The 21917-nt window shown below is 57.3% G+C and carries 24 protein-coding genes; 12 read left to right on the plus strand and 12 right to left on the minus strand.

Features of this window, described 5'->3' with window-relative positions:
• Positions 1-168: 168 nt before the first annotated feature.
• Genes QIW53_RS22560 through QIW53_RS22570 form a run of 3 tightly spaced genes read right to left on the minus strand, consistent with a single transcriptional unit; the run spans position 169 to position 1562 of the window.
• Positions 169-618 (minus strand): carboxymuconolactone decarboxylase family protein, encoded by a 450-nt coding sequence (locus tag QIW53_RS22560; protein WP_371051791.1) that lies wholly within the window; start codon positions 616-618, stop codon positions 169-171.
• The gene (locus QIW53_RS22565) at positions 567-1055 is read right to left on the minus strand and encodes a hypothetical protein (RefSeq protein ID WP_371051792.1); all 489 of its coding nucleotides are present in this window, start codon (positions 1053-1055) and stop codon (positions 567-569) included. Before QIW53_RS22565 ends, QIW53_RS22560 begins: the two co-directional genes overlap by 52 nt.
• A 54-nt stretch (positions 1056-1109) precedes the next feature.
• Positions 1110-1562 carry an FAD-dependent oxidoreductase gene (locus tag QIW53_RS22570; protein ID WP_371051842.1) on the minus strand — a complete coding sequence of 151 codons (453 nt, stop codon included), beginning with the start codon at positions 1560-1562 and terminating at the stop codon, positions 1110-1112.
• Between the two features lie 119 nt (positions 1563-1681).
• On the opposite strand from QIW53_RS22570, the gene QIW53_RS22575 reads away from it, so the two are divergent.
• A complete protein-coding gene (locus tag QIW53_RS22575; RefSeq protein WP_371051793.1) occupies positions 1682-3172 on the plus strand; it encodes a sensor histidine kinase in 1491 nt (496 codons plus the stop codon).
• Between the two features lie 73 nt (positions 3173-3245).
• Here the strand turns inward: QIW53_RS22575 and QIW53_RS22580 are convergent, their stop codons facing one another.
• Positions 3246-3785: a YbhB/YbcL family Raf kinase inhibitor-like protein gene (locus QIW53_RS22580; protein ID WP_371051794.1), complete on the minus strand. Its 540-nt coding sequence runs from the start codon at positions 3783-3785 to the stop codon at positions 3246-3248.
• A gap of 544 nt (positions 3786-4329) precedes the next feature.
• Between QIW53_RS22580 and QIW53_RS22585 the strand changes: the two genes are divergently transcribed.
• The 3 genes from QIW53_RS22585 to arsH all read left to right on the plus strand — a co-directional run bounded on the left by QIW53_RS22585 (position 4330) and on the right by arsH (position 5951).
• Complete coding sequence (locus QIW53_RS22585) at positions 4330-4677, plus strand: metalloregulator ArsR/SmtB family transcription factor (protein WP_371051795.1); 348 nt, start codon at positions 4330-4332, stop codon at positions 4675-4677.
• An 89-nt stretch (positions 4678-4766) separates the two neighbouring features.
• The gene (locus QIW53_RS22590) at positions 4767-5237 is read left to right on the plus strand and encodes an arsenate reductase ArsC (protein WP_371051796.1); all 471 of its coding nucleotides are present in this window, start codon (positions 4767-4769) and stop codon (positions 5235-5237) included.
• A gap of 12 nt (positions 5238-5249) precedes the next feature.
• Positions 5250-5951: an arsenical resistance protein ArsH gene (gene arsH, locus QIW53_RS22595; protein ID WP_371051797.1), complete on the plus strand. Its 702-nt coding sequence runs from the start codon at positions 5250-5252 to the stop codon at positions 5949-5951.
• A gap of 104 nt (positions 5952-6055) precedes the next feature.
• Here the strand turns inward: arsH and QIW53_RS22600 are convergent, their stop codons facing one another.
• A complete protein-coding gene (locus tag QIW53_RS22600; protein WP_371051798.1) occupies positions 6056-7009 on the minus strand; it encodes an enoyl-CoA hydratase/isomerase family protein in 954 nt (317 codons plus the stop codon).
• A 241-nt stretch (positions 7010-7250) separates the two neighbouring features.
• On the opposite strand from QIW53_RS22600, the gene QIW53_RS22605 reads away from it, so the two are divergent.
• Positions 7251-7637, plus strand: a complete 387-nt coding sequence (locus QIW53_RS22605) for a DUF1254 domain-containing protein (RefSeq protein ID WP_371051799.1) — start codon at positions 7251-7253, stop codon at positions 7635-7637.
• 379 nt (positions 7638-8016) lie between these two features.
• Here QIW53_RS22605 and QIW53_RS22610 read toward each other — a convergent pair whose 3' ends face one another.
• From QIW53_RS22610 to QIW53_RS22625, 4 genes are all read right to left on the minus strand, one after another.
• Positions 8017-8388 (minus strand): hypothetical protein, encoded by a 372-nt coding sequence (locus tag QIW53_RS22610; protein WP_371051800.1) that lies wholly within the window; start codon positions 8386-8388, stop codon positions 8017-8019.
• A gap of 189 nt (positions 8389-8577) precedes the next feature.
• On the minus strand, positions 8578-9519 hold the full coding sequence (locus tag QIW53_RS22615; RefSeq protein ID WP_371051801.1) for a hypothetical protein: 942 nt from the start codon (positions 9517-9519) through the stop codon (positions 8578-8580).
• A 141-nt stretch (positions 9520-9660) separates the two neighbouring features.
• A complete protein-coding gene (locus QIW53_RS22620; RefSeq protein ID WP_371051802.1) occupies positions 9661-10125 on the minus strand; it encodes a response regulator transcription factor in 465 nt (154 codons plus the stop codon).
• A gap of 610 nt (positions 10126-10735) precedes the next feature.
• The gene (locus QIW53_RS22625; RefSeq protein ID WP_371051803.1) at positions 10736-11032 is read right to left on the minus strand and encodes a hypothetical protein; all 297 of its coding nucleotides are present in this window, start codon (positions 11030-11032) and stop codon (positions 10736-10738) included.
• Positions 11033-11183: 151 nt separating this feature from the next.
• Here QIW53_RS22625 and QIW53_RS22630 point away from each other — a divergent pair, with 151 nt between their 5' ends.
• Positions 11184-12929, plus strand: a complete 1746-nt coding sequence (locus QIW53_RS22630) for an MOSC domain-containing protein (protein WP_371051804.1) — start codon at positions 11184-11186, stop codon at positions 12927-12929.
• 83 nt (positions 12930-13012) lie between these two features.
• On the opposite strand, the gene QIW53_RS22635 is transcribed toward QIW53_RS22630, so the two are convergent.
• Together QIW53_RS22635 and QIW53_RS22640 are read right to left on the minus strand one after the other, a co-directional pair.
• Positions 13013-13354 (minus strand): hypothetical protein, encoded by a 342-nt coding sequence (locus QIW53_RS22635; protein WP_371051805.1) that lies wholly within the window; start codon positions 13352-13354, stop codon positions 13013-13015.
• 285 nt (positions 13355-13639) lie between these two features.
• Complete coding sequence (locus QIW53_RS22640) at positions 13640-14416, minus strand: nuclease-related domain-containing protein (protein ID WP_371051806.1); 777 nt, start codon at positions 14414-14416, stop codon at positions 13640-13642.
• 425 nt (positions 14417-14841) lie between these two features.
• Between QIW53_RS22640 and QIW53_RS22645 the strand changes: the two genes are divergently transcribed.
• Positions 14842-16554 (plus strand): ATP-dependent nuclease, encoded by a 1713-nt coding sequence (locus tag QIW53_RS22645; protein WP_371051807.1) that lies wholly within the window; start codon positions 14842-14844, stop codon positions 16552-16554.
• Positions 16555-16789: 235 nt separating this feature from the next.
• On the opposite strand, the gene QIW53_RS22650 is transcribed toward QIW53_RS22645, so the two are convergent.
• Entirely contained in the window at positions 16790-17062 is a 273-nt protein-coding gene (locus tag QIW53_RS22650; protein ID WP_371051808.1) for a hypothetical protein, read from the minus strand.
• Between the two features lie 444 nt (positions 17063-17506).
• On the opposite strand from QIW53_RS22650, the gene QIW53_RS22655 reads away from it, so the two are divergent.
• The 5 genes from QIW53_RS22655 to QIW53_RS22675 all read left to right on the plus strand — a co-directional run bounded on the left by QIW53_RS22655 (position 17507) and on the right by QIW53_RS22675 (position 21844).
• The gene (locus QIW53_RS22655) at positions 17507-18865 is read left to right on the plus strand and encodes an MATE family efflux transporter (protein ID WP_371051809.1); all 1359 of its coding nucleotides are present in this window, start codon (positions 17507-17509) and stop codon (positions 18863-18865) included.
• 136 nt (positions 18866-19001) lie between these two features.
• Positions 19002-19973, plus strand: a complete 972-nt coding sequence (locus QIW53_RS22660; RefSeq protein ID WP_371051810.1) for an alpha/beta fold hydrolase — start codon at positions 19002-19004, stop codon at positions 19971-19973.
• Between the two features lie 173 nt (positions 19974-20146).
• Positions 20147-20599 (plus strand): Ohr family peroxiredoxin, encoded by a 453-nt coding sequence (locus QIW53_RS22665; RefSeq protein WP_371051811.1) that lies wholly within the window; start codon positions 20147-20149, stop codon positions 20597-20599.
• Between the two features lie 171 nt (positions 20600-20770).
• The gene (locus QIW53_RS22670) at positions 20771-21232 is read left to right on the plus strand and encodes a MarR family winged helix-turn-helix transcriptional regulator (RefSeq protein WP_192303959.1); all 462 of its coding nucleotides are present in this window, start codon (positions 20771-20773) and stop codon (positions 21230-21232) included.
• Positions 21233-21274: 42 nt separating this feature from the next.
• Positions 21275-21844, plus strand: coding sequence for a YceI family protein (locus QIW53_RS22675; RefSeq protein ID WP_371051812.1), 570 nt, complete (start codon positions 21275-21277; stop codon positions 21842-21844).
• Positions 21845-21917: the final 73 nt, after the last annotated feature.

The raw sequence follows: 21917 nt of genomic DNA on the forward strand, positions 1-21917 counted from the left end.
CAATCATACGAAAAGGTTATCAGTGAGCCAAGGCGATGCGTGAATGAGCGCGTGGAGGCAGCCATTCATTGCGCTGAATGGGTGTTCGACGGTGGCCAACACCTGCCGCAGTCACCCCACTACAAAACGGTGGGGCGGCTGGGTGAGGATGGGACACCATCAGGAGCATCAGGCTTTGGCGGCAGGCTTCAACCGGAACGTGATGCCCATTCGATTGAAGGCATTCATGGCGGCGATGGTCGCCGTGAGGTCCACCAGATCCCGGGGTTCGAAGACGGCCGAGGCCGCCGCATAGGCTTCGTCGGACACGTGGGTTTCTCCCACCCGCGTGACTTCTTCTGCAAAAGCCAAGGCGGCGCGTTCCTGATCGGAGAACAGATACGCCGCTTCGTGCCAGGCCGGTACCAACAGCACCTTGTCTACCGACATGTACTCTTTGATCAGGTCTCGGGAATGCAGGTCGATGCAATAGGCGCAGCCGTTGATTTGCGATACCCGCAGAAAGACCAGATGGATCAACGAGGGCGGCAGGTTCGTGCCAGTGGTGATGTAGTTGTGCAGACCCATCATGGCTTTCGCCGCGCCCGGGGATACTTCAAACCAATTTGCACGAGACATGGAGGCTCCTTAGGGACGAAAAAGGGGATGGCCTCAAATTGGTGGAAGCGGCTCATCCTGACGGTGACCGAGTCTAGAGCCGCGGTGGGGCACGGTCTTGATCCACTAGTCTGGTTTTTCATTGGTCCACTTCGTGCCGAGCGAAGGGGGGCGTTGCGCAGCATGACGAGCCCGGTCGTTGCCATCGGCTTGAGTTGCGGTGGACGTTGCAGGTCGAGGTTTGCTGCAGCCAATATTTGCTCCCGTCCACCTTGGCGAGGCGGGTAAATCCGCTGGCGGTTGATCACTGATTTGGTGTTTTTGGCTTGCTCGACTTCTGCAACAACCTCTCGATCCCAACCCTGTGTATAGACGGCGCCCCAGGGACCCAGGTCGACGATGTTGGTGTACCAGTCGATGCACAGCGGTTGCATGGGCAGGCCGAACAGTTCGTTCACCGCGTTATGTCCGGCGAAGCGGCCCATGGGGCGTGCATGCTGGCAGGACATCACCTAAGGACGTTCGCCATCGATCAAGGCGTTGGCAACATCGCCCGCACAGAACAGGTGATCGATGCCGGGCACGCGCATGTACTCATCGACGTTGAGCCGACCCTGACTGTCATGACTTGCCTCTGCGCAGTGTGTCAGTTCATTGGCCCTCAGGCCCGCACACCAAATGACCGTTGAAGCCTCTATGCGGCGCCCGTCCACCAGGGTTGCACCGTTGCTGTCCACCGAGGCGAGGTCGAAGTCTGTCATCAATTCGATGCCCAGTTCGCGGCATGCGCGCTCGATGACGGGTTGGCCACCGCCCAGGCCACGAGCAATCTGCGGGCCGCGATCCGCCAGGATAACCCGCACCGGGTCAACGATTCCCGAACCATCGCAGCTGTCAGCCACGGCACGCAGCCGAGCGGGAAGTTCGCAGGCGACCTCCACTCCCGTCGCCCCTGAACCGACCACCAGCGCAGTGAAGCGACCGGGCGTAACAGGTGCTACCAACCTATGTATGAGTATCTAATGGCGCAGGTGGGCTGTTAAATTCCCGCCCTGAGCTAGGCCTACAAGCAGGTGAAAAGAATATGGCCCCATTGGTATCGCCCATGCATCGCTCCACGATCAATACGGCCCCGTATGTCTGGATGCTCAGGCTTGGAGCGATCACGCTCACGCTGGTTATTTTTCTGGTCGACTGGTTAAGCTCGCTGGATGTGGCGATCGCCGTGCTGTACGTCGCCGTGATATTGATTTCCAGCGACCTGTTTTCTTACCGAGGCATGCAGGCCGTCTCGTTGGCTTGCGCTTTGCTGACGCTGGCCGCGTTTGTGTTTTCCCACGACGATGCATGGCTGGCCGCGCCTTTTGCACGTTGCCTGGTGAGTCTGGCCGCGATCACCATCAGCGCCATCCTGGCGTTGAAGAACAAGGCATCCAGAGAAGCTCTGCAGCAACAGGTGCAGTTGCTGCACCGTAGCAAGGCATTTTTGGCCGGGGCCCAGCGCCTGAGCCGCACCGGTAGCGTGGCGCTGAAGATGCCCAAAGCGGAACTGGACTGGTCTGAAGAGGCTCGGCGGATATTCGAGTTCGACGAGCCCCGGCAGCCGACCTTGCAGCAGATGATCTCGCGCACCCATCCCAGCGACATGGGCGACCTGGAAAACCTGATGCAGGGGATTTGTGACCGACATGCCTGCCTGGAAACGGAGTTCAGGTTGGTGATGCCCGATGGACGCTGCAAGAATGTGCGCCTGCTGGCACAGCTCACAGGTGACTGCTCCGGTGATTGCGAGTACCTCGGTGCGCTGATGGATGTCACCGAAGCCAAAAGAGCGGAAGAGGCGCTTCATCAGGCACAGTCCCAGTTGGCACACGCCACCCGCGTCACGATCCTGGGCGAAATGGCGGCGTCCATCGCCCATGAAGTCAATCAGCCACTCTCTGCGGTGTCGAGCAGCGCTGAGGCCGGCTTGCGGTGGCTCAACCGCGAAGAACCCAACTTCGTCGAGGTATCCGGCTCTCTCCATCGCATCACGAAAGAAGCTCATCGCGCGTGTGAAGTCATCCGCCGAATTCGAGCGCTGGCGCGAAAATCCGAACCCCAATACCTGTCGATAGATCTCCAGGAGATGGTGCACGAAGCGCTGCTGCTCACTCGCCGGGAGATAAAGCGACATAAGGTCAGCATCGACATCAAGCCCCGTAGTGAGGGCTTGTGGGTCCACGGCGATCGCATTCAGTTGCAGCAGGTCATCATCAACCTGCTGTTGAATGCTTTGCAGGCATTGTCGTGCATCCAGTCAAGTGGGCGAAGACTTTCGATCCTGCTGGAAACCGCGCCGAGTCATGCCGTGTTGTTGCGAATCCAGGACAACGGTCCTGGGATCCCCCCGCAGAACCTGCCCAAACTGTTCCATCCCTTTTTCACCACCAAACCCGAAGGTATGGGCATGGGGCTGTCGATATGTCGCTCGATCATCGAGGCGCATGGAGGGCGCATCTGGGCTGAAAGCGAACCGGGACAAGGCGCAAGCCTGTGCTTCTCGCTGCCAGGCTATGCGCCCGCCTCATCATGAGGCGAGCCCCCGGCCCGCCGGGTCGAAATCGAGCTCAGGAATGGGTGTGGCCAGCGCAGCAGGCCACTCATTGTCATCGCTGGTAGGTGGGTGTGATCGTCGCCTTGGCCAACACATTGGCATTGAGCAAATACCCCACCAGCGCCCCGCTGGCCTGTGCGTCCAGTGGCAACGTCTCGGCCCTCAAAGCCCACACCGTAAATTGGTAGTGATGGGGTTTGTCACCGGCTGGGGGACAAACGCCGCCAAACCCGGGTTGACCATAATCGGTGCGCCCCTGCACCGCCCCAGAGGGCAGGTTTGAACCTACGCCTCGCGGCAGGCTTGTGATCGAAACGGGCAAATTGACCACTGTCCAGTGCCACCAGCCGCTGCCAGTGGGGGCATCAGGATCGAATACAGTGATGGCGTAGCTTTTGGTTCCCAAAGGTGCGTCGCGCCAGGAGAGCTGGGGGGACACATTGTCTCCATCGCAACCAAAACCCTTGAAAACCTCACGACGGGTCAGCGGCTGATCCTGAGCAATATCAGTGCTGGAAAGGGAAAATTGCGCCGCGTTCGCGATGCAGGATGCGCCGAGGGAAATCGTGCACAAAAGCTGTTTGATTTTCATGGCAACCTCATGGTGGTGACAGTCTTCAACCCACTTTAAATCGCGGGTCAGAGGCTGACACTCATACCTCGAAGCAGTCTTTTAACGCCTTGGTATGATCCAGCGCCTGGATGCGGATCGTCGCCAGGCGAATGGGTGGCCGTTGTGCGCAGGTTGGCGAACCGGTACGAGTGACCCGGCAGACCCGAAGGACTCCCGCGCACAACCGCCATGGTGCAGCGGTTTTGCGGAGGCGATGGGCCTGCAAATGAGCAGTCCGCCCCCGCACTCGTATCCCGGGTCGCCAAACCCGAATCGCCTTTCGGGGCGATGGGGTGGACTTTAACTGTCATTGGCGGGGCAGGGTAGGTGATGGATTCTGAGGTTTTTGTAGGATGATTTATAACGTCCTAGGACCTTGGGATGAAGGTGTTCAGCCCACCCCCTTGCCTGGCACGGCGTTGACTGGGCGGGTAACTCTAACAAGGGCGCCGTCTCAAAATGATTTGCCTTGAATATATGGATATCCGTATATTCGGCTATTCATATGTGCCTGGTAGCGGAAATGATCACTCCTCCCGAAGTATTCAAGAGCCTGGCTGATGAAACCCGCGCCCGCGCCACCTTGCTGATCGCCCATCAGGGTGAGCTATGCGTATGCGAACTGATGTGCGCCCTCGATGATAGTCAACCGAAGATCAGCCGCCACCTTGCCCAGTTACGTAGCAACGGCCTGCTGCTGGATCGCCGCCAGGGGCAGTGGGTCTATTACCGCCTCAACCCGGATCTTCCCGCGTGGGTACACGAAATGCTGCAAGTCACGTTGCACGCCAATGCGCAGTGGCTGCAACACAATGCTTCGCGCTTGCAGACCATGGACGGGCGTCCTGTGCGCGATATGGCCTGTTGCTGATCCCCTGAGCGTGCGGTCCTGTTGATGACCTTTTCGGCGCTGGCACGGCGCCTGAGCTTTTGAAGTCCGCTAGGCGGAAGGAGCTATTCATGCGAGTCCTGTTCATGTGCACGGCCAACAGCTGCCGCAGCATCCTCTCGGAAGCCATGTTCAACCACCTCGCGCCGCAAGGATTCGAAGCGGTGAGTTCCGGCAGCTTTCCAAAAGGGCAAGTGTTGCCTCGAAGCCTGACCACGCTGCAGCAGGCCGGCATTTCCACAGAGGGTTTGAGCAGCAAGGGCAATGACGCTTTCGCGAACAACCTGCCAGATATCGTCATCACCGTGTGCGACAAGGCCGCCGGTGAAAGCTGCCCCGTGTATTTCGGGCCGGCGCTGAAATCCCATTGGGGGCTGGAGGACCCCTCCAACGTCGTGGGCGACGAAGCTGCCGTCGACAGCGCTTTCCGCGCCACGCTGGCGCGTATTGAATCACGCTGCAAAGCCTTTCTCGATCTTCCCTTCCACAGCCTCAGTCGCGATGAATTCAAGCGCGAGCTGGACAGCATCGGTGCGCTTTGAGCAGGAGCAGATATGACAGACCACCTACCCAACCTTGACCACTTGCTGTTCGACGACGCGCAAGCCAGGCCGGGCGTGAGCGAGCACAAGCCACGCATCCTGCTGATCTATGGGTCAACCCGCGAGCGCTCGTTCAGTCGGCTGCTGGTGGAAGAAGCCGCGCGGCTGCTGGAGCACTTCGGCGCAGAAACCCGCGTTTTCGACCCCTCGGGATTGCCGCTGCCCGACGACGTTCCGGTGGATCATCCCAAGGTGCAGCAATTGCGCGATCTGGTGCTGTGGTCGGAGGGGCAGGTGTGGTGCTCGCCAGAACGGCATGGCGCAATGTCGGCCGTGTTCAAGGCGCAGATCGACTGGATTCCCCTGGCGCTTGGCGCCGTTCGCCCCACCCAGGGCAAGACACTGGCGGTGATGCAGGTCTGCGGGGGTTCGCAGTCCTTCAACGTGGTCAACCAACTGCGGGTTCTGGGACGCTGGATGCGCATGTTCACCATCCCCAATCAGTCTTCGGTACCAAAGGCCTACATGGAGTTTGACGAAGCCGGGCGGATGAAACCCTCGCCGTTCTATGACCGGGTGGTTGATGTCATGGAGGAGTTGGTGAAGTTCACGCTATTGCTGCGCGACCACAAGGACGTGCTGGTCGACCGATACTCCGAGCGCAAGGAAAGTGCGGAACAGCTCATGGCTCGCGTGAATCAGCGTTCAATCTGAGGTGGGCATGTTGATCGAAATCAGAGTGGTACAGCTTGGTGGAATAAAGGGCCAAGCTTGGCTCGGCCCTCGTCACATCGAGCAATGTTGCAGTCCTCTGCGCCTTAGTTTTTCTCGGCACTGACCTGGCCGGTGTACTTGGGCAGATTGATTTCCACATCAGCTTTTTGTTGCAGGCCTAGTTGCATCAGGCGACCGATATGGTGTTGGGCGGCAGGGCGTCGAACCGAGTTGAGAAAGGCAGGCCATTCCTTCCCGATGTCTTCGTTCGAGGGGAGGGAGGCGACATTCACCAGTTCCTTGATCTCGCCCAGCGATTGCTTGTCGAAGGTGGCGATGCGGCGGGCCAGAGCATCGACGAAGCTGTTCAGCTCGTTTTCGGGAAAGCTGCGGTTCACGTAACCATAACGCTCGGCCAGCTTGCCGTCGATGTCGTGACCGCCAAGCAGGACTTCCAATGCACGGCCTCGGCCGATAAGGCGTGGCAGGCGCGCCATTGGGCCTCCGCCGGGGACAAAGCCGGCGCCAATCTCAAATTGGGACAGCACGGCCTTGTCGCTGGCAAAACGCATATCGCTGGCCAGCGCCAGTTCGCTGCCCACGCCGGAGGCGCGACCGTTGATCATCGCGATGGAAACCACCGGGGACTTGCTCAGGCGTACCAGCATGTCCGGAAGGGGCGGCAGGCCGGTCTTCCCGTTGGGCATTTCCAGGGTCCGCTCCAGAGGCTCCGCGAAGTCGTAGTGGGTCAGGAAAAAGCCAGGCACCTTGCTTTCAAACACCACCACCTTGAGTTTGGAATCGTCTTCTATCGCGCTGACCACCTTCTCGAACTGTAAGGTCGAATCCGGACCATAGATGTTGAAAGGCGGGTTGTTGATCTGCACTCGCCAGTATTCTGGACTGACCTTGTCGATGAGAAATTGGTTGGAGGAAGAACTGGCAGATTTCGGAGCGCTGGCAGCCGTGTCGGCGGCAAGGGCTTGACCCGCTAGGGTACTTACGCCCAACAGCATGCTAAAGGCGAGAGTGGCGCTTACGATATGTCGAGATTTCATGATGGCGTGACTCCAACGTTATGGAAAGTTGAACTTGGCTCTTCTTTTGAAGAGCGATGGAGTCAATATATTTATGATGATCATCTAGATAAACGGGCGATCTGAAACATCAGTTAATACATGGCGTAACTAATCAACTAAACATCAGGAGGGATGGCTATCGAATCCGAAGTGGCGATTGGGGAGTCCTCCACGTGCGTCGAGGACCAGTCGCCAGCCTGCCTCCATCGATCATCAAACGGTGATTCGGCTCAATCGCGACACGCTCTACACCTCAGCGGTCTTCGATCTTGACGCCGGGCCGGTCGACATCACACTGCCCGACTCGGGCAAACGCTTCATGTCGTTGCAGGTCATCAAGCAGGACCATTACACCTCCAACGTCTTCTACGGTGCGGGATCTCACACACTGAGCCGCGAAAACGTGGGGACACGCTACGTGCTCATCGCCATCCGCACGCTGGTGGACCCCAATAACCCCGACGACATCAAGCAAGTATACGCCTTGCAGGATGCCGTCAGTGCCGTCCAGAAGAGTGCCGGTGTCCTGGAGCTTCCACACCGTGAACAACCTCACGGGCAAGAAGTCGGACGACGGTGCGATCACCGTTCAATTCGGAGAGTGTAACGTGAAGACTACGCTTGCCGATTATGAAGGGCTGGAACTATACGGTTCGGCTTTATCGGCCGAGGGCGGACGTGCTTGCCAATAGCTGGAAGTTTCCGGATCCGCAGGCCATCGAGTAAGGCGTTGTGCAACTGGCGTATCAGTGCGGTTTTTTGCCAGCGGCAGTCGGCCAGAAGCGATCGTTCACTCGCGATCGGTGAACTAATCACTGTGCAACAACGGGAGAGTATCTCTTGTGGGACGATACTCTCCCGATTGTCGCTGGTCATAGCATCGTTGAGAAATGTGTGGAGACCACGCTCTGCATCGACGTCGTTCGTTTGCACCACAGGTCAGGGCCGCCAATTGAAGTCAACCGGTGGTCAGGTACTTCGACGGCTTAACGGACGATAGCCGGCAGTAGCTTTTTGGTCTTGATGTACGTGTCACTGTCGCACCAAGTGAAAAGCACTTGCCCTTCTTCATCATGCTTCTTGTAGTTGATTTTTGAGTCATCCGGGCCGTCGACCTCCACCATGGTGGCACCTGGAAAAAAATGTGCAACTTCCAATGATTTGCGCAACTCGTCCTCATCGAATTTCCGGTCAAACTCGCCGTCTGTGTTCCCGTGGAAACCGTAATAGACCGTTATCGCCCCGGCTTTTTTGATCTGTTCCTTGACTTTTTCCAGCTTTGGCATGAACCCATCAACGTCAGTTTGGCCGTCGTTGGTGAAAACGTTTTTCGCGTATTGGACAATTTCATCTGTCATGACAAACTCCTTGGCTTAGCATTTCTATGAAATCATTTGACCCGTGGACTCTTGAGTTATTACGGGCTCTAGAGCGCCCCGGTAATCGGCCAGCTTTCCATAACTCACCGCTCCTCACGTGTTGAAAGAAAAGGAATCGCTCCCAGGTTTTGAGTCAACTTGAAGGGCGGTTCATTCACTGGAGCACCTCTACAACATGACCAACTCTTTACGTTTTTCCCGCACAAGTGCGGCGTTATTTTCCGTCTTCAAAAGCTTCTTCTGATTGATCAGTTCGGCGGTTTCGGAGATTTTCGTGTTGATCTCTTTGATCAATTCTTCGAGGGCGATGAAGTCGGATTTGTAATCCGCGATAGCAGCCTTCAGATCCCCCTTGTGCTTTGTCTTATAGTCAGAAAGCTTCAAGTCATGAACTTGCTGGCTCAGATCTCCGACCGCCTCTTCGAGGTCAGTTTGCTGGGAAATAAGGCCATTGATTCTGTCAAAGTTGGCAAGTGCACGGGCTCGATCGGCCGACATCCGAACATCGTAGATGTAGAAGTTTTGAACGATGATTTCACTATTGAAGAATTCTTTGCTGCTGAACTTGTTCTCCATCACGCAAACGAACATGCTCATCCCGGGGATGATGTCCTTTTGCACAATCTGCTTGGACAAGTCGGTCTCCGTCCCGGTCTTGATGGCGGACAGAATTCCTGTGATGGCCTGAAAGGCTGCATTGGCGATGATTGCTTCGGTTCCGGCCATCATTGTCAGAAGCTTTTGCGTGGTCGGCGAGATGGCGCTCCCCTTGGCAGCGGTAGCTGTAGGGACCTTGTCGTCCTTTTCGCCAGTCGTCGGCGGCATCTCTATGGCTTTGCCTCCAAAGACTGCCTTGCGAACGTTCTCGATCATGTCGACCACGTTGTTGAGCGACCACGTCGAAGCGGTAGCCAGGTGTTGGTACGACCCGCTTGCCAGAGGTTGGGCATCGTCCCATTTTCCGTCTGCGTAGAATTTCTTGATTTGCAAATCCAAAACTTTTTGGGCTTCTGCCGCGGTTTTGTCCAGTTCTGTGTTTCTTTCATCGATGTATGTTTGAAATGCCGTGTTGTCTTTGCCTATTGCTTTGATGTCTGTTGAATGTCCCATTTGAACCTAGCCTCTCTGCGAGTCATTGATAAGTAAATGGTGAACCCCTGATTGCGTCGCGAAACCCAACGGGTCCAGCAACGCACTTTCAATCTATAAGACGATAGCGAGAGTTCAAATACCTCCGATGTCGTAGGTGGCTTACTCGTAAAGCGCAACAAGCTGCCCGATGCTGCGAAGGTTTAGCTTGCGCAACAGATTCTCGCGGTGCTTGCGAACAGTGAGGTCGGCGATTTCAAGGTGTCTTGAGATGTGCTTGCTTGTGTGTCCCTGAATTACCAGTTTCATCACCTGCAGTTCCCTTGCCGAAAGGACATCGTACAATGGGCGTTCAACCAACTTCGGCAAGTAGTTCTGCTGCCTGGCGTGTTCAATCAATTGCCTGGCATTCTGGAATCCCGCTTTGCGAAGCATGTTGCGACGATGGGTCTTGACTGTAAACGCACTGATGGCAAGCTCGGATGCGATTTCCCGGCAAGACAAGCCCCTTGCCATCAAGTTGAGGATTTCCATCTCGCGCCTTGTCAGGGGTGGCCGCTGGTCATCCATCGCCGGGATCTGCCAGTACCCGAATTGCCGCGGCATCACCAAGTTGAATAGTTTCAAACAGGCTTGTTGCCGAGACGAAACGCGACGCCAGCGCTGGCTCAGGCGTTACGCAAGCACGCCACTGCGCATCGGCCAAGGCAAGAAGAGCTGATCCTCCCTTACGATTCAGGAGGGGTTCGAGAAATGCTTTTCCATGCACTGAAGAAGCTCCCTGCCTCCAGATGTTTTTTATCCCGAGCTATCGCCTAGTGTTGGCTCGTACGGGTGATCTCGGCTGGACGCGACGTTTGAGCCTCCCCAGAAAATGCACGGCAAGCTGCGTCCGCGAGGCAGTGACCAGAGGGTTTGGCCGCTCGGGTACTGACCATGGGGCAAGACGAAGTCCGTGGTTCGAAAAAACCTGAAAAGGGCTACGGGGCGTGTATGCGGGCGCATTGCGGTGCCTGCGCGGGGAACGACATTTTCAGGGTGCATTGAGCTGTCTTACGCCCCAGAAACGTTGCCACTTGCGCTCAAAATGTTTAGCTTCATGCGGTCTCGATGGACCCAACCGTCCGCAAGGCAGCATGCATGGCAATCTTCTGAGGAAAAGCGCCCCAAACCACTGCGAGTCCTAACGCTAGCAGCCCATTCCAGATCTGCATGGCAACACTGAGGAATCTGCAGTTCAGCTAAGTTCAGCCTGGGAAAACGCCTTTACCAAGGTGCTGAAAAAGGGAATGAGGCATGCCCAACAACTCACCCTTCGAGGATTCGCCTGTTCAATCTCACCAGCGTCTAACACGCCCTTGGCAACATGGATAATCAGCGCATCAAGGTGTCTCGCTTTGCTGACCTGTATGATCCATTGGAACTGCTTGCGGCTAACTTCGAAGAACACATGACGCGCGAGGTCGTAAGGAACTGGGACGCTTTTTCCTGACAATCCCTCCAACCATTCCCATACAAAATCCCAAATCACCACGCCCCCTCACCTCACCCCACGTCGCATTCCGACGCCCCCGCGACGACCCCGGACATTTACCTCTCGCACAGACCTGCCAGTATTCGACGGCTATGGCGCCTGCTTGCCTTGCGTGCCAGTCAGCGAAACGGTCTTTCAAGGAGTATCGCCAATGGGTCACGTCGTTTCGCTTCATCGCTACCCCATCAAGGGATTTCAGGGGAAAACGCTGGACCGCGTCACCTTGACCTGCGGCGCAGGCGTGCCCGGTGACCGGGTCGCCGGTATCTCGCGAGGCCCGGTGGCCAGGAATGCCGCGCCGTTTTATCAACTGACCACCCACGAAAGCCTGGTGCACTTTCGCTCCGGGAACCACGCCGGTGCGCTGACTTTGCACGCGCGGGCGTCGGGCGACAGCGGCGACCTGCTAAGTGACCCGGCGCGTCTGCGTGAGGCGTTCGGCGCGCAGGCCGGGGTCGTTCAGCGTGAAGATGGCCTGGGGCATTGGGATTTCGATGACTCGATACTGTCGATCATCAACGTCAATACGGTCAAGGCCCTGGCGGACAAGATGGGCGTGCCCGTGGACCCCATGCGTTTTCGCGGCAACCTCTACATCGAAGCCGAGCCGTTCTCTGAGTTTGACTGGCTCGGCCGGGGCGTGCAGTTTGGCGAGACCTGCCTGTCGATCATCCGGCCGATCAAGCGGTGCCGGGCCACTTCGGTGAACCCGCAATCGGGGGAGGTGGACATGAACACCCCCGCGCAACTGAACCGGCACTTCGGGCACCTGTATTGCGGGGTGTACGCCCAGGTCGAGCGCGGCGGCACCCTCACGCCGGGCGATTGCGTGAAGCTCACCTCCGAGCGTTTCCCCGGAAAGCTGGCGATTGCGACCACAGTGCCGAAGGCGCCGGCGGTGGTGTCGTGGCCGCGACCGGCGAGGGTGGTTGACGTGATCGAAGAGGCCACAGGCATTCGTTCGATCTGGCTGGAAGATTCCCTCGCCGCGCTGGGCTCGCTCGATGACATCAAGGCCGGCCAGCACATCGCCCTTCATGGCCTGACCGACACCGGTCTTTGGCGCCGCTATACCGTGTCGGGCCGCGAAGGTGATCGCTTGCGGATTACCGTCAAGCGCGAGACGGGTGAGGGCTCCCGGGCGATTCACGGGTTCAAGGTCGGTCAGTCGGTACGCCTCAGCGGGCCTTTTGGCCCCGACACCCTCGACCTCGACAGCCCCGCGATACTCATTCTAAGTGCCGGTATCGGCATCACCCCCACGACCACCAAGCTCAAGGCGCTCGCCGACGCCCGCTACCACAAACCGGTGCGCATCGTGCACAGCGTGCGTTTCGGCCATGAGCTGGCGCTGTGGGGCGAGGTGGGCGCCATCGCCCAGCGGCTGGGCGATGTGTCGACCGTGCTGCACGTCACCCAGGATCAGGATGCCGTCGAAAACGCCGTCGCGGGCCGACCCGACATCGCCGCGCTGATCACCGAAGCCGCCCGCATGAACGCCGCCATTCACGTCTGCGGTTCCGAAGGGTTCCAGGCCCAAGTGCTGGCCATCGCCACCCAAGCCGGCGTCGCGGACCGCCTGCACATGGACAGCTTCGCCACCCCCGACACCGCGGTGGACATGCGACCGATCCCCGACAGCGGCCCGTTCACGGTCACGTTCAAGCGCTCAGGCATCGTGGCCACCTGGCAACCCAAGGATGGCCCCTTGCTCCATTTCGCCGAGTCGAAAGGGCTGGTGGTGCCGGCGCATTGCCGGGCGGGGTTGTGCCAGACGTGCGAGTGCGCCGTGGTTGAAGGGGGTGTTTATTCGCTGTCCGAAGCTTCTCGGACCCGAAAGGGGCACGCACTGTTGTGCGCGGCAGTGCCTGTTGGGGATGTGGTGCTGGATTGTTGAAACGGTGCGGTCAGGGATGAGAGGCATCCGGCCTTGACGGTCGGCGATGCCTCTGTGTTTCCCTTGGCGGGGCATTTAGAGCATCACTCGGAAGCCAACACCTTCGCCTCATCATAGTGAGCAGCTTGCTTCGCAGGCCCATGGACTTTGCCGTGAACGCCGCTGGAGGGTTTGCCCAGTGCGGTCGCCAAAAAGTTTCGGTCTTCCGGAGAATACTCGGGCCCCAAGGTGTAACCGCCATGCTTGCGCACCGCCTCCACGATCAAACCGGAAGGCAATTTCACCAGCACATAGGGCTTCGCCGGTGGCGCCGGCAGGCATCGCGCAAAATTATTCTGGTCGGCCAGCGCCTCGGCGGCGGCCGTCTTGCACTCGTCCAGCGTCAACCCACTTTGAACGGGCAACTCCTTGTTGACGTTGATCACCGTCGAAATCAGTAGTGTGTACAAGTCCATGACGTTCCTCGCTGACAACAGTTCGACCGACCGCAGCGCTGCTGTGGCGCTTGGCCTGTGGGATAAGGTTGACTCACTGGACGACGCAGGCTTGCCTCCCTGTAAGCGGGACAAACCTTCACTCAGCTGCTCATTCTTCGCTCAATTCCCCGACCTGTCCTGATCCACTTGGTCGATTTTTGATTAGTCCACTTTGCGGGCACGCGAACCTTGGGCGTGCAAGCACGGCGCGGCACGCTGACAGTGCGTGTCGTGTCAGCCATCCAAAGGCTGCATCGTCCGGCATTTGGGAAACGTACTGCATCCCCGGAACCGTTCACCGGCCTTGCTACCGCTTTTAACCGTGCGCACCACCAACGCACTGCCGCAACGCGGGCACAGCCGCGCCGCCGACGGATCGCTGCGCTGCTTCAACCGCTGCACATGCTCGCGCCGAGTCGCGAGCGTCGGTGCCAAGCGCCCGGATTGCAAGGCGGTAACCATCGCCACCACCTGCGCCTGACTGAACACCGGCTGCTGAAACGACTTGATGTAACGCACCAGCCCCATGCCCTGGGTGACGTTGGCCGGCATCTCGGTCTTGAACGTGCTGCCGCCGACAAAGGCAATCACCGAGTGCACATGCTCTGGTCCGATGTCCAACACGGCTTGCAGGGCTTTGAGGTGTTTGTAGTTCTGGTGCGTCGGGTTCTGGAATTTGAAGCGCTTACCGGGGAACTGCTGCGTCCACTGCGGCTGCCGCTCGCCACCGAAAATCCAGCCACTCATGTTCTTTGTCTCCAGCACGAAAATACCGAAGGGCGAGACGAAGACGTGGTCGATTTGCGTGGTGCCGTCTGGGGTGGTGAGCGTCAGGTCGTGCAGGCGGCGGTAGGTTTGGCGGTCCAGGAGGAAGTGCGTGGACAGGCGGACGAGTTGTTCGCCGAGCCAGCCTTTGATGAAGCGGGTTTTTAGAAGGGTGAGGAGTAGGGCGAGAGGCAGGAGCCAGGTGAGGATGTTGAGGAAGGGTTGGAGGAGGAGGGTGGTGTTCATTTCGCATTCCTTTGCGGTGGGGTGTTGTGCTTGGCTTTGTCCGTTTAGAACGTCGTTTGACCAGTGCATCAATTAGAGAACATCAGCTGTGATCAGGATCCTTTCTGACGTGGTCGAGCGAACTGGAAAGGGTAGCAATGGCACCAAATCGAGGAGCCATCGTTGCCGGTATTGGCCAAGAGCAGCCGTTTCTCTTCGACCATTTATGATCGATGGAGGCTGGCACTTCATAAGGCTGATTTGTGCGTGGCCCCACCCACTGTTGCAAAAAAAGATGACAGCAGAAGATATCCATTCCATTGGTAGACGCCTATCCATGTTTATGGCAAATTGCCATGCTTTAGGGGCGGGATTCTTACATTCTCAAATTGAGGCAAGAGCATGCAAGGGACGCGGCAGAAATCATTACTAATGAAAACAATATCATGATTATTGAAAGCATCAAGATTAAGAATTTTCGGACGCTGGTTTCTGATACCACTGTTGTGTTTGCGAATGGCACCACTATTGTTGGGCCTAATAGCAGTGGAAAAACGAATATCTTAAAAGCTATAGAGATGCTGTTTACAGGTTTTGATAATAAGAAAAATTATTCGGCTGATCGAGATTTCCCGGCGGGGCTGGAAAGCGGACTCAGTTCTCTAACCGCAACGTTCATCCTCGAGGCGGAAGATGAGATCGCTCTGGAGTATTATCGACTTCTAAACTCTTGTTTGGATCAGCCAAAACAATTAACGGATAAGGTTACGATTTATCTGACATTTACAAAGTCGGGCAACCCGTCATATCGCCTGTTCGTAGGTGAAAAATATAATGAAGATATGAGGGGCAGGTTCAATTCTTATCAAAAAACGTTATTGGAAATATTATTTGGATCGTTTGAGTGCCATTATGTGGCGTCAAGTAAGAATATTGATGACCTTTATTCCGAGTTGCTTCTTCCTTACGTCCGCCGTTCTATTTCCTCACAGTTAGGTGGGATCGTATCTGAAATCGAGAATGGGTTAGGGCAAATTTCAGAAATTATTGACTCTCAGCTGTCCTCCGTTGGGATGGGGAACATAAAAACTCACTTTCGAATCCCCAATAACTCTTTAGAAAGCTTATTGAGTGGGTTCGAGCTTCATCTTTCAGATCCAATAGTCACAGAAATTCACAGAAAAGGAATGGGAATACAGTCTGCCTCGATGCTGGCTTCGTTTGTTTGGATAGCACGTCAGGAAAAAAGCTCAGGAAAAACACCGATTTGGCTGATTGAGGAACCTGAGTCATACCTACATCCAGAGTTGGCGGAAAGTTGCTGCCAGATACTAAGGGACTTAGGAGAGATTTCTCACGTTATAGTAACTACACATAGTCTTGGCTTTGTGCCGAAAGATCCTAGGTGCGTAATTAGGACTGAGATCGAGGAAGGGGTTACGAAAATCAGCGCGTGCCCCACGTATATAGAGGCTACGAGGGCCATTAGAAACTCCTTGGGTGTCAAATTCAGTGATTTTTGCAATTTGGGTTTGCTAAATGTTTTTGTGGAGGGTAAGACTGATAGAGAGATGTTTAAGTGGGCGTTATCGAGGATCAATGTTAAAGCCACCGGAAAGCATGGGTGGGATAATGTTAGACGTGCTGAGTTTTTAGATTTTGGTGGAGTGGGGGCCCTTGAAGGTTTTGTCAAAGCTTCTTGGGAGTATATTCACAAAGAACGGCCTGTGGTATGTGTGTTAGATGGGGATGACGCAGGGGACAAAACTAGGAGAAACTTGCAAGGATTTTTGGGGAAGAAAAATCTCCCATTTGAGCACAATAAGAACTTCGTTATTTTACCAACAGGATTTGCCTTGGAAGGACTTTTCCCAAAAGAATGGATAGTTCAAGCGCATAGTGATCATGGCGGCTGGTTCAAAATATTTTCATGCGATCTAGAAGGAAATTTGCTTCCTTTTGAATGTGCTAGTGACGGAGCAAAAGAAAAACTTCGTGAGTATCTAAAGCGAAAAGCTGAGGATGTTAATGATGACTCGTGGATAGGCCGTTTTGAAAAACTGTTTGATGTGGTTGATGAGGCCTTAGAATTTCAGGTCAGAAAAATATATGGCCCACATAGCAATACTCAAAGCGAGAAAAATATTGTGAGCGTTTAAAAAAACGGAAGGATGAGTATCCTTTCTCAGCTGGGTTACACGCGACTGATATGCTATTCCGGGAATCATAGTGGACGCCAGCAGCGAAGAGGCGTACGGATTGCAGTCGTTATCCTCTTCCTGATGACGAATGCGTCGTTTGATTGGTGATCTACAATTTTTTTTCGAACGGCTGGCAATAGCCGAAAGTAGACCCCGTCCAGAAAAAACGGGCGCCTCGGCGCCCGTTATCTCCTCACCCCTCAACCTGCTCCCGCAACCGCCGCCCAACCACATCCATCAAATCACACCCATCCCGCAACGGAATGGCCAGCAGCTGACAAAAGTCCTTCAACACCACCGTGTCGCAACCGAGCTCAGCTCGAAACGCGATGTTTTCCAGGACTTGCGTGACGGTGCGAATGCGGTAATCAGCGGCAGCTTGCAGAACGTCGAGGGGCGCTTGGGTATCTATCAGCAGAGAGGCCGGGATCAGGTCGATTCCGGTGAGGGGCATGTATCTTTCCATGAGTAAATCTCCGATCAAGGCAAAGTAGGACTGTCCCTCAATCGTCGCCAAGCGAATGGGTGACAGCTGTACGCGGGTTGGCGAGCCGGGGATCGGGATTCCGGCAGACCCGAGGGTCTCCCGCGCACAACTGCCATAAAGACAGCTTTGCGGGTATGCAAAAGCGCGTGCATTAAAGCACAGCGCTTGTGCATCCGATCCATCGAGTCGCCAAACCCGAATCGCCATTCAGGGCGACGGAACCGACTTTAAGCTTCATCGGAACAGCAGGGTAGGTGACGGATTCCTAGATTTTTGTAGGACCCTTTATAACGTCCTAGGACTTTCGCATCACCCGGCTGACAACCTTCAAACTCGCCTGGAATCCTGCCTTTCAAATTGTTCATCGCCGCTGACGCTATCCTCTAGAATCCCACCCTCGCCATCGAGCCGGACTCGCACCCCATGCACACCACCACCACCCAACGTCCCCTCTGGAAAACTTATCTGTTTTTCCTCGGCCCCATGGTCCTGTCCAATTTCCTGCAATCCATGACGGGCACGGTCAACAGCATCTACATCGGCCAGATGCTCGGCACCCAGGCGCTGGCGGCGGTGTCGGGGATGTTTCCCATCGTGTTCTTTTTCATCGCCTTGGTGATTGGCCTCGGCGCGGGGGCGGGGGTGTTGATCGGGCAGGCGTGGGGCGCTCGTGAAACCCATCTGGTGAAGGCCATTGCCGCTGCCACGTTGCTGCTGGGGGCCATCATCGGTCTGGTCGCGGCGGTGCTGGGCACGTTGTTCGCGCGGACGGCCTTGCAGGGGTTGGGCACACCCGCGGATGTGCTGGATGACGCGGTGGCGTATGCCCATGTGATGTTGTGGATCATGCCGTCGCTGCTGGTCTACGTGCTGTTCACCCAGTTGCTGCGCGGGGTGAGCGATACGCTGTCGCCGTTGATGGCGTTGCTGGTGTCGACGTTGATCGGTCTGGCGCTGACGCCGGCCTTGATTCGCGGCTGGTTCGGGTTGCCGATGATGGGGATCCAGAGCGCGGCGTACGCGGGGCTGGTGGGCAACCTGGCGGCGATGGGCTGGTTGGCGTGGCGGTTGATTCGGCGCGGGCATCCGTTGGCGCCGGACCGCGAGATGTTCGCCGCGATGCGCCTTGACCGGGTGATCCTCGGCAAGGTGTTGCGCATCGGTTTGCCCACGGGGTTGCAGATGGTGGTGTTGTCGTTGTCGGAGCTGGTGATTCTGGCGCTGGTGAACCAGCACGGTTCGCAGGCGACGGCGGCCTATGGCGCCGTGACCCAGATCGTCAATTACGTGCAGTTCCCGGCGTTGTCGATTGCGATCACCGCCTCGATCCTCGGCGCGCAGGCGATTGGCGCGGCGCAGGTCGAGCGGATGGGGCCGATTCTGCGCACGGGGCTGTGGATCAACGTGTGCCTGACCGGCGGCCTGGTGCTGCTGGGGTATGTGTTGTCGCACTGGTTGCTGGGGTTGTTCCTCACCGAAGACGCCACCCGCACGATGGCCGAGCACTTGCTGCACATCATGCTCTGGAGCCTGCTGGTGTTCGGCTTCCAGGCGATCATCGGCGGCATCATGCGCGCCAGCGGTTCGGTGCTGGTGCCGATGGCGATTTCCATCGTCTGCGTGCTCGGGGTGCAGTTGCCGGTGGCGTACGTGCTGGACGGGCACTTCGGGTTGCAGGGGGTGTGGATGGCGTTTCCGGTGGCGTACCTGGGGATGCTGCTGTTGCAGACGCTGTATTACAAGTTGGTGTGGCAGCATCAGAAGATCGAGCGGTTGGTGTAGGGGTATTCCGGGCGGGACTGTATCGCTGTGTAAGTTCGCGGACGAACATACAGGCGATTACAAATCCCGCACTTGAGGGATACATCGAGGTGGCACTGTTTGCGCCACTTCCTTGCCCCTTCAGTCGGAGCCCCCGATGAACAAATTGTTGTCTGCCCTGGCGCTGGGTTGCGCCCTGGGCCTGTCGTTGACCCACTCTGTTTCTGCCGCCGAATCGGCGGGTTATGCGTCGAATCAGCCGGCGGTGGCTTACCGCAGCATCAAGGTCGATGGCCTGAATATTTTCTATCGTGAAGCGGGCCGTGCCGAGGCACCGACCTTGTTGCTGCTGCACGGTTTCCCCAGTTCTTCGCGCATGTATGACCCGCTATTGGCGCGGCTGGCGCAGCACTACCATTTGGTGGCGCCGGACTACCTGGGGTTTGGTCATAGCGATGCGCCGGACGCCAAGGCCTTTGCCTACACCTTCGATCATCTGGCCAGCGTGATGACGCATTTCACCGAGGCCCTCGGCCTGAATCGTTACGCGCTGTACGTGCAGGATTACGGCGGCCCTGTGGGGATGCGCATGATCCTTGCCCACCCCGAACGCTTGCAGGCGCTGATTGTTCAGAATGCGGTGTCCCACGAAGACGGCCTGGGGCCGCTGTGGCAAAAGCGTCGGGAATTCTGGGCCGATCGGGCGGCGAACGAGGCGGGGTTGCGGGCGAGCTTCTTCTCGCTGGCGACCACCCGGCAGCGCCATGTCGGCGCCAACCCGCAGGTCGAGGTCTTCAACCCGGACCTGTGGACCGACGAATTCAGTTTCCTCAACCAGCCCGGCCAGGCCGACATCCAGAGCGATCTGTTCTACGACTACCGCAACAACGTCGCCAGCTATCCGAAGTGGCAGGCGTGGTTGCGCGCGCACCAACCGCCGACGCTGGTGGTGTGGGGCAAGTTCGACCCATCTTTCGACGTGGCTGAAGTCGAGGCTTATCGGCGAGATTTGCCGAACGCGGAAATCCACGTGCTGGAGGCGGGGCATTTTGCGCTGGATGAGCAGCCCGATGCGATTGCGCAATACGTCGGGGGCTTTCTGGGCAGGACCTTGAAGTCGGGGCAGTAGGGCGGTTGCGACGGATGCTCGCATCCCGATGTGGGCATCGTCACTGTTCGTCGACTGAATGACATCAGACCTATTGACACCCAGGCGGCACTGAGTAAATATTAATACGTCGCATGCGATCAAATCGAATACGCCAACAAATCCAAACCTACGCACCCCAGAGGATTCACCCCATGAGCAAGATCGAAAAAGTCCTGGCCACCGGCAAGACCCACACCACCCACAGCGCCGCCGGCACCACGTCTCGCGGCCACAATGGCACCCTCGACATCACCCTGTCGTCGCCGGGCACTGCCAAGCCTGCTCATGTGTTTGCTGCCACCCAGCCACACCCGACCGCCGAGCAACTGTTCGCCGGTGCCTGGTCGGCGTGCTACACCGCTGCGGTCGGTCTGGTGGCCAATGACTTGAACGTGGTGCTGCCGGGGGATCTGTCGGTCGACATCGAAGTCGATCTGGGGCAGGGCGGCAAGGAGTACTTCCTGCAAGCGCGCCTGACCCTGCGGGTGCCGGGCCTGTCCCACGAAGTGGCGACCCGGCTGGCGCACACCGCTGACCAGATCTGCCCGTACTCGAAAGCCACCCGTGGCAACATCGATGTCGAGTTGAATGTGCTGACCGCGTGATTTTTCGAGGTTAAATATCGCATGCGATAAAGGCGTATGTGATTTTAAATCCAACGGCATGGGCCGGTTCGATCCAAGGGGTCGAGCCGGCCGCGTCGTTCGCGCACTTCCGACACTGTCGTGTACGACGTATAGTCGAACCCACGCGAGTATCCGTTATCGAGGACGTACATGAACGCCACCGCCAAGGTAGACCCGGACGACCTGAAGCTCTCCGAATTCCTGTGTTTTGCGGTCTATTCCACCAACCTGGCGTTCGGCAAGGCCTACAAGCCCTTGCTCGAGCAGTTGGGGCTGACCTACACGCAATACATCACCCTTGTCGCACTCTGGGAGACTGACGATCAGACCGTCGGCAGCCTCGGCGAAAAGCTGTTTCTGGAATCCAATACGCTCACGCCGATCCTGAAGAAACTCGAGGCAATGGGCTATCTGCAACGCCAGCGCGACCCCGAGGACGAGCGGCAAGTGCGGATCAAACTGACCAGACAAGGCCGCGCACTGCGGGAAAACCAGCCGGAAAGCGGCCTGTCCGAGGCGACCGGGCTGACGACGCAGGAGTTCACGCAGTTGCAGCAGTCGGTGGTGAAACTGCGCAACAACCTGATCAAGTCAATGCGCTCGACGGACTGACCCATGCCGGCGCAGGCACACTGCGCAAGGCCGGAGAATCCCATGAAGGCTCGATCTCCCTCCGCCATCGCCTGGGTGGCAGCACTGACCTTCGGCGTGCTCTCCGGCGCCTACGCCGTGGAATACAAGCAGGTCAATGCCGCCGCCAGCACGCTGTCCTTCACGTACAACCAGTTCACGTCGCGGGTCTACGGGACGTTCAGCCGTTTCCAGGGCACGCTGGATTTCGACACCCTCAACCCCTCGGTAGCCCGAGCGGGGCTGACCATCGACCTCGACAGCATCGATGCCGGCAGCCGTGACGCCAATGAAGAACTGAAAAAACCGGCCTGGTTCGACACGCTCAATTCACCGGTGGCGACCTTTGCCTCCACCGCCGTGCAGGCGCTGGGTGACCACCGTTATCTGTTCACCGGCACGCTCACGCTGCGGGGCATCACTCAAGTGGTGGAGGTGCCGGTGCTGCTCAAGGCCGATCGGGCCATTGGCATCTTCGATGGTCAGCTGACGCTCAAGCGCAGCGATTTCAGAATCGGTGAGGGCGAGTTCGCGGACACCGTGGTGTCCGACGATATCCATATCCGTTTTCGCATGGTGGCGCCGCAACAATAGTGTTCGTGTCATTGATCTGGGCGCTTGCCCTGCCATGATTTTGCTGTCATCGTTCACGCGACTGGTAATCTTT

Origin of the sequence: Pseudomonas fluorescens (assembly GCF_041354075.1) — a bacterium.
GTDB lineage: Bacteria > Pseudomonadota > Gammaproteobacteria > Pseudomonadales > Pseudomonadaceae > Aquipseudomonas > Aquipseudomonas fluorescens_CE.

What these genes read in the sequence shown, in the direction of transcription:
- QIW53_RS22560 (WP_371051791.1), bottom strand. Translation starts at nt 618, where the DNA reads ATGTCTCGTGCAAATTGGTTTGAAGTATCCCCGGGCGCGGCGAAAGCC.
- QIW53_RS22575 (WP_371051793.1), top strand. Translation starts at nt 1,682, where the DNA reads ATGGCCCCATTGGTATCGCCCATGCATCGCTCCACGATCAATACGGCC.
- QIW53_RS22580 (WP_371051794.1), bottom strand. Translation starts at nt 3,785, where the DNA reads ATGAAAATCAAACAGCTTTTGTGCACGATTTCCCTCGGCGCATCCTGC.
- QIW53_RS22585 (WP_371051795.1), top strand. Translation starts at nt 4,330, where the DNA reads ATGATCACTCCTCCCGAAGTATTCAAGAGCCTGGCTGATGAAACCCGC.
- QIW53_RS22590 (WP_371051796.1), top strand. Translation starts at nt 4,767, where the DNA reads ATGCGAGTCCTGTTCATGTGCACGGCCAACAGCTGCCGCAGCATCCTC.
- arsH (WP_371051797.1), top strand. Translation starts at nt 5,250, where the DNA reads ATGACAGACCACCTACCCAACCTTGACCACTTGCTGTTCGACGACGCG.
- QIW53_RS22600 (WP_371051798.1), bottom strand. Translation starts at nt 7,009, where the DNA reads ATGAAATCTCGACATATCGTAAGCGCCACTCTCGCCTTTAGCATGCTG.
- QIW53_RS22610 (WP_371051800.1), bottom strand. Translation starts at nt 8,388, where the DNA reads ATGACAGATGAAATTGTCCAATACGCGAAAAACGTTTTCACCAACGAC.
- QIW53_RS22615 (WP_371051801.1), bottom strand. Translation starts at nt 9,519, where the DNA reads ATGGGACATTCAACAGACATCAAAGCAATAGGCAAAGACAACACGGCA.
- QIW53_RS22630 (WP_371051804.1), top strand. Translation starts at nt 11,184, where the DNA reads ATGGGTCACGTCGTTTCGCTTCATCGCTACCCCATCAAGGGATTTCAG.
- QIW53_RS22640 (WP_371051806.1), bottom strand. Translation starts at nt 14,416, where the DNA reads ATGAACACCACCCTCCTCCTCCAACCCTTCCTCAACATCCTCACCTGG.
- QIW53_RS22645 (WP_371051807.1), top strand. Translation starts at nt 14,842, where the DNA reads ATGATTATTGAAAGCATCAAGATTAAGAATTTTCGGACGCTGGTTTCT.
- QIW53_RS22650 (WP_371051808.1), bottom strand. Translation starts at nt 17,062, where the DNA reads ATGGAAAGATACATGCCCCTCACCGGAATCGACCTGATCCCGGCCTCT.
- QIW53_RS22655 (WP_371051809.1), top strand. Translation starts at nt 17,507, where the DNA reads ATGCACACCACCACCACCCAACGTCCCCTCTGGAAAACTTATCTGTTT.
- QIW53_RS22660 (WP_371051810.1), top strand. Translation starts at nt 19,002, where the DNA reads ATGAACAAATTGTTGTCTGCCCTGGCGCTGGGTTGCGCCCTGGGCCTG.
- QIW53_RS22665 (WP_371051811.1), top strand. Translation starts at nt 20,147, where the DNA reads ATGAGCAAGATCGAAAAAGTCCTGGCCACCGGCAAGACCCACACCACC.
- QIW53_RS22670 (WP_192303959.1), top strand. Translation starts at nt 20,771, where the DNA reads ATGAACGCCACCGCCAAGGTAGACCCGGACGACCTGAAGCTCTCCGAA.
- QIW53_RS22675 (WP_371051812.1), top strand. Translation starts at nt 21,275, where the DNA reads ATGAAGGCTCGATCTCCCTCCGCCATCGCCTGGGTGGCAGCACTGACC.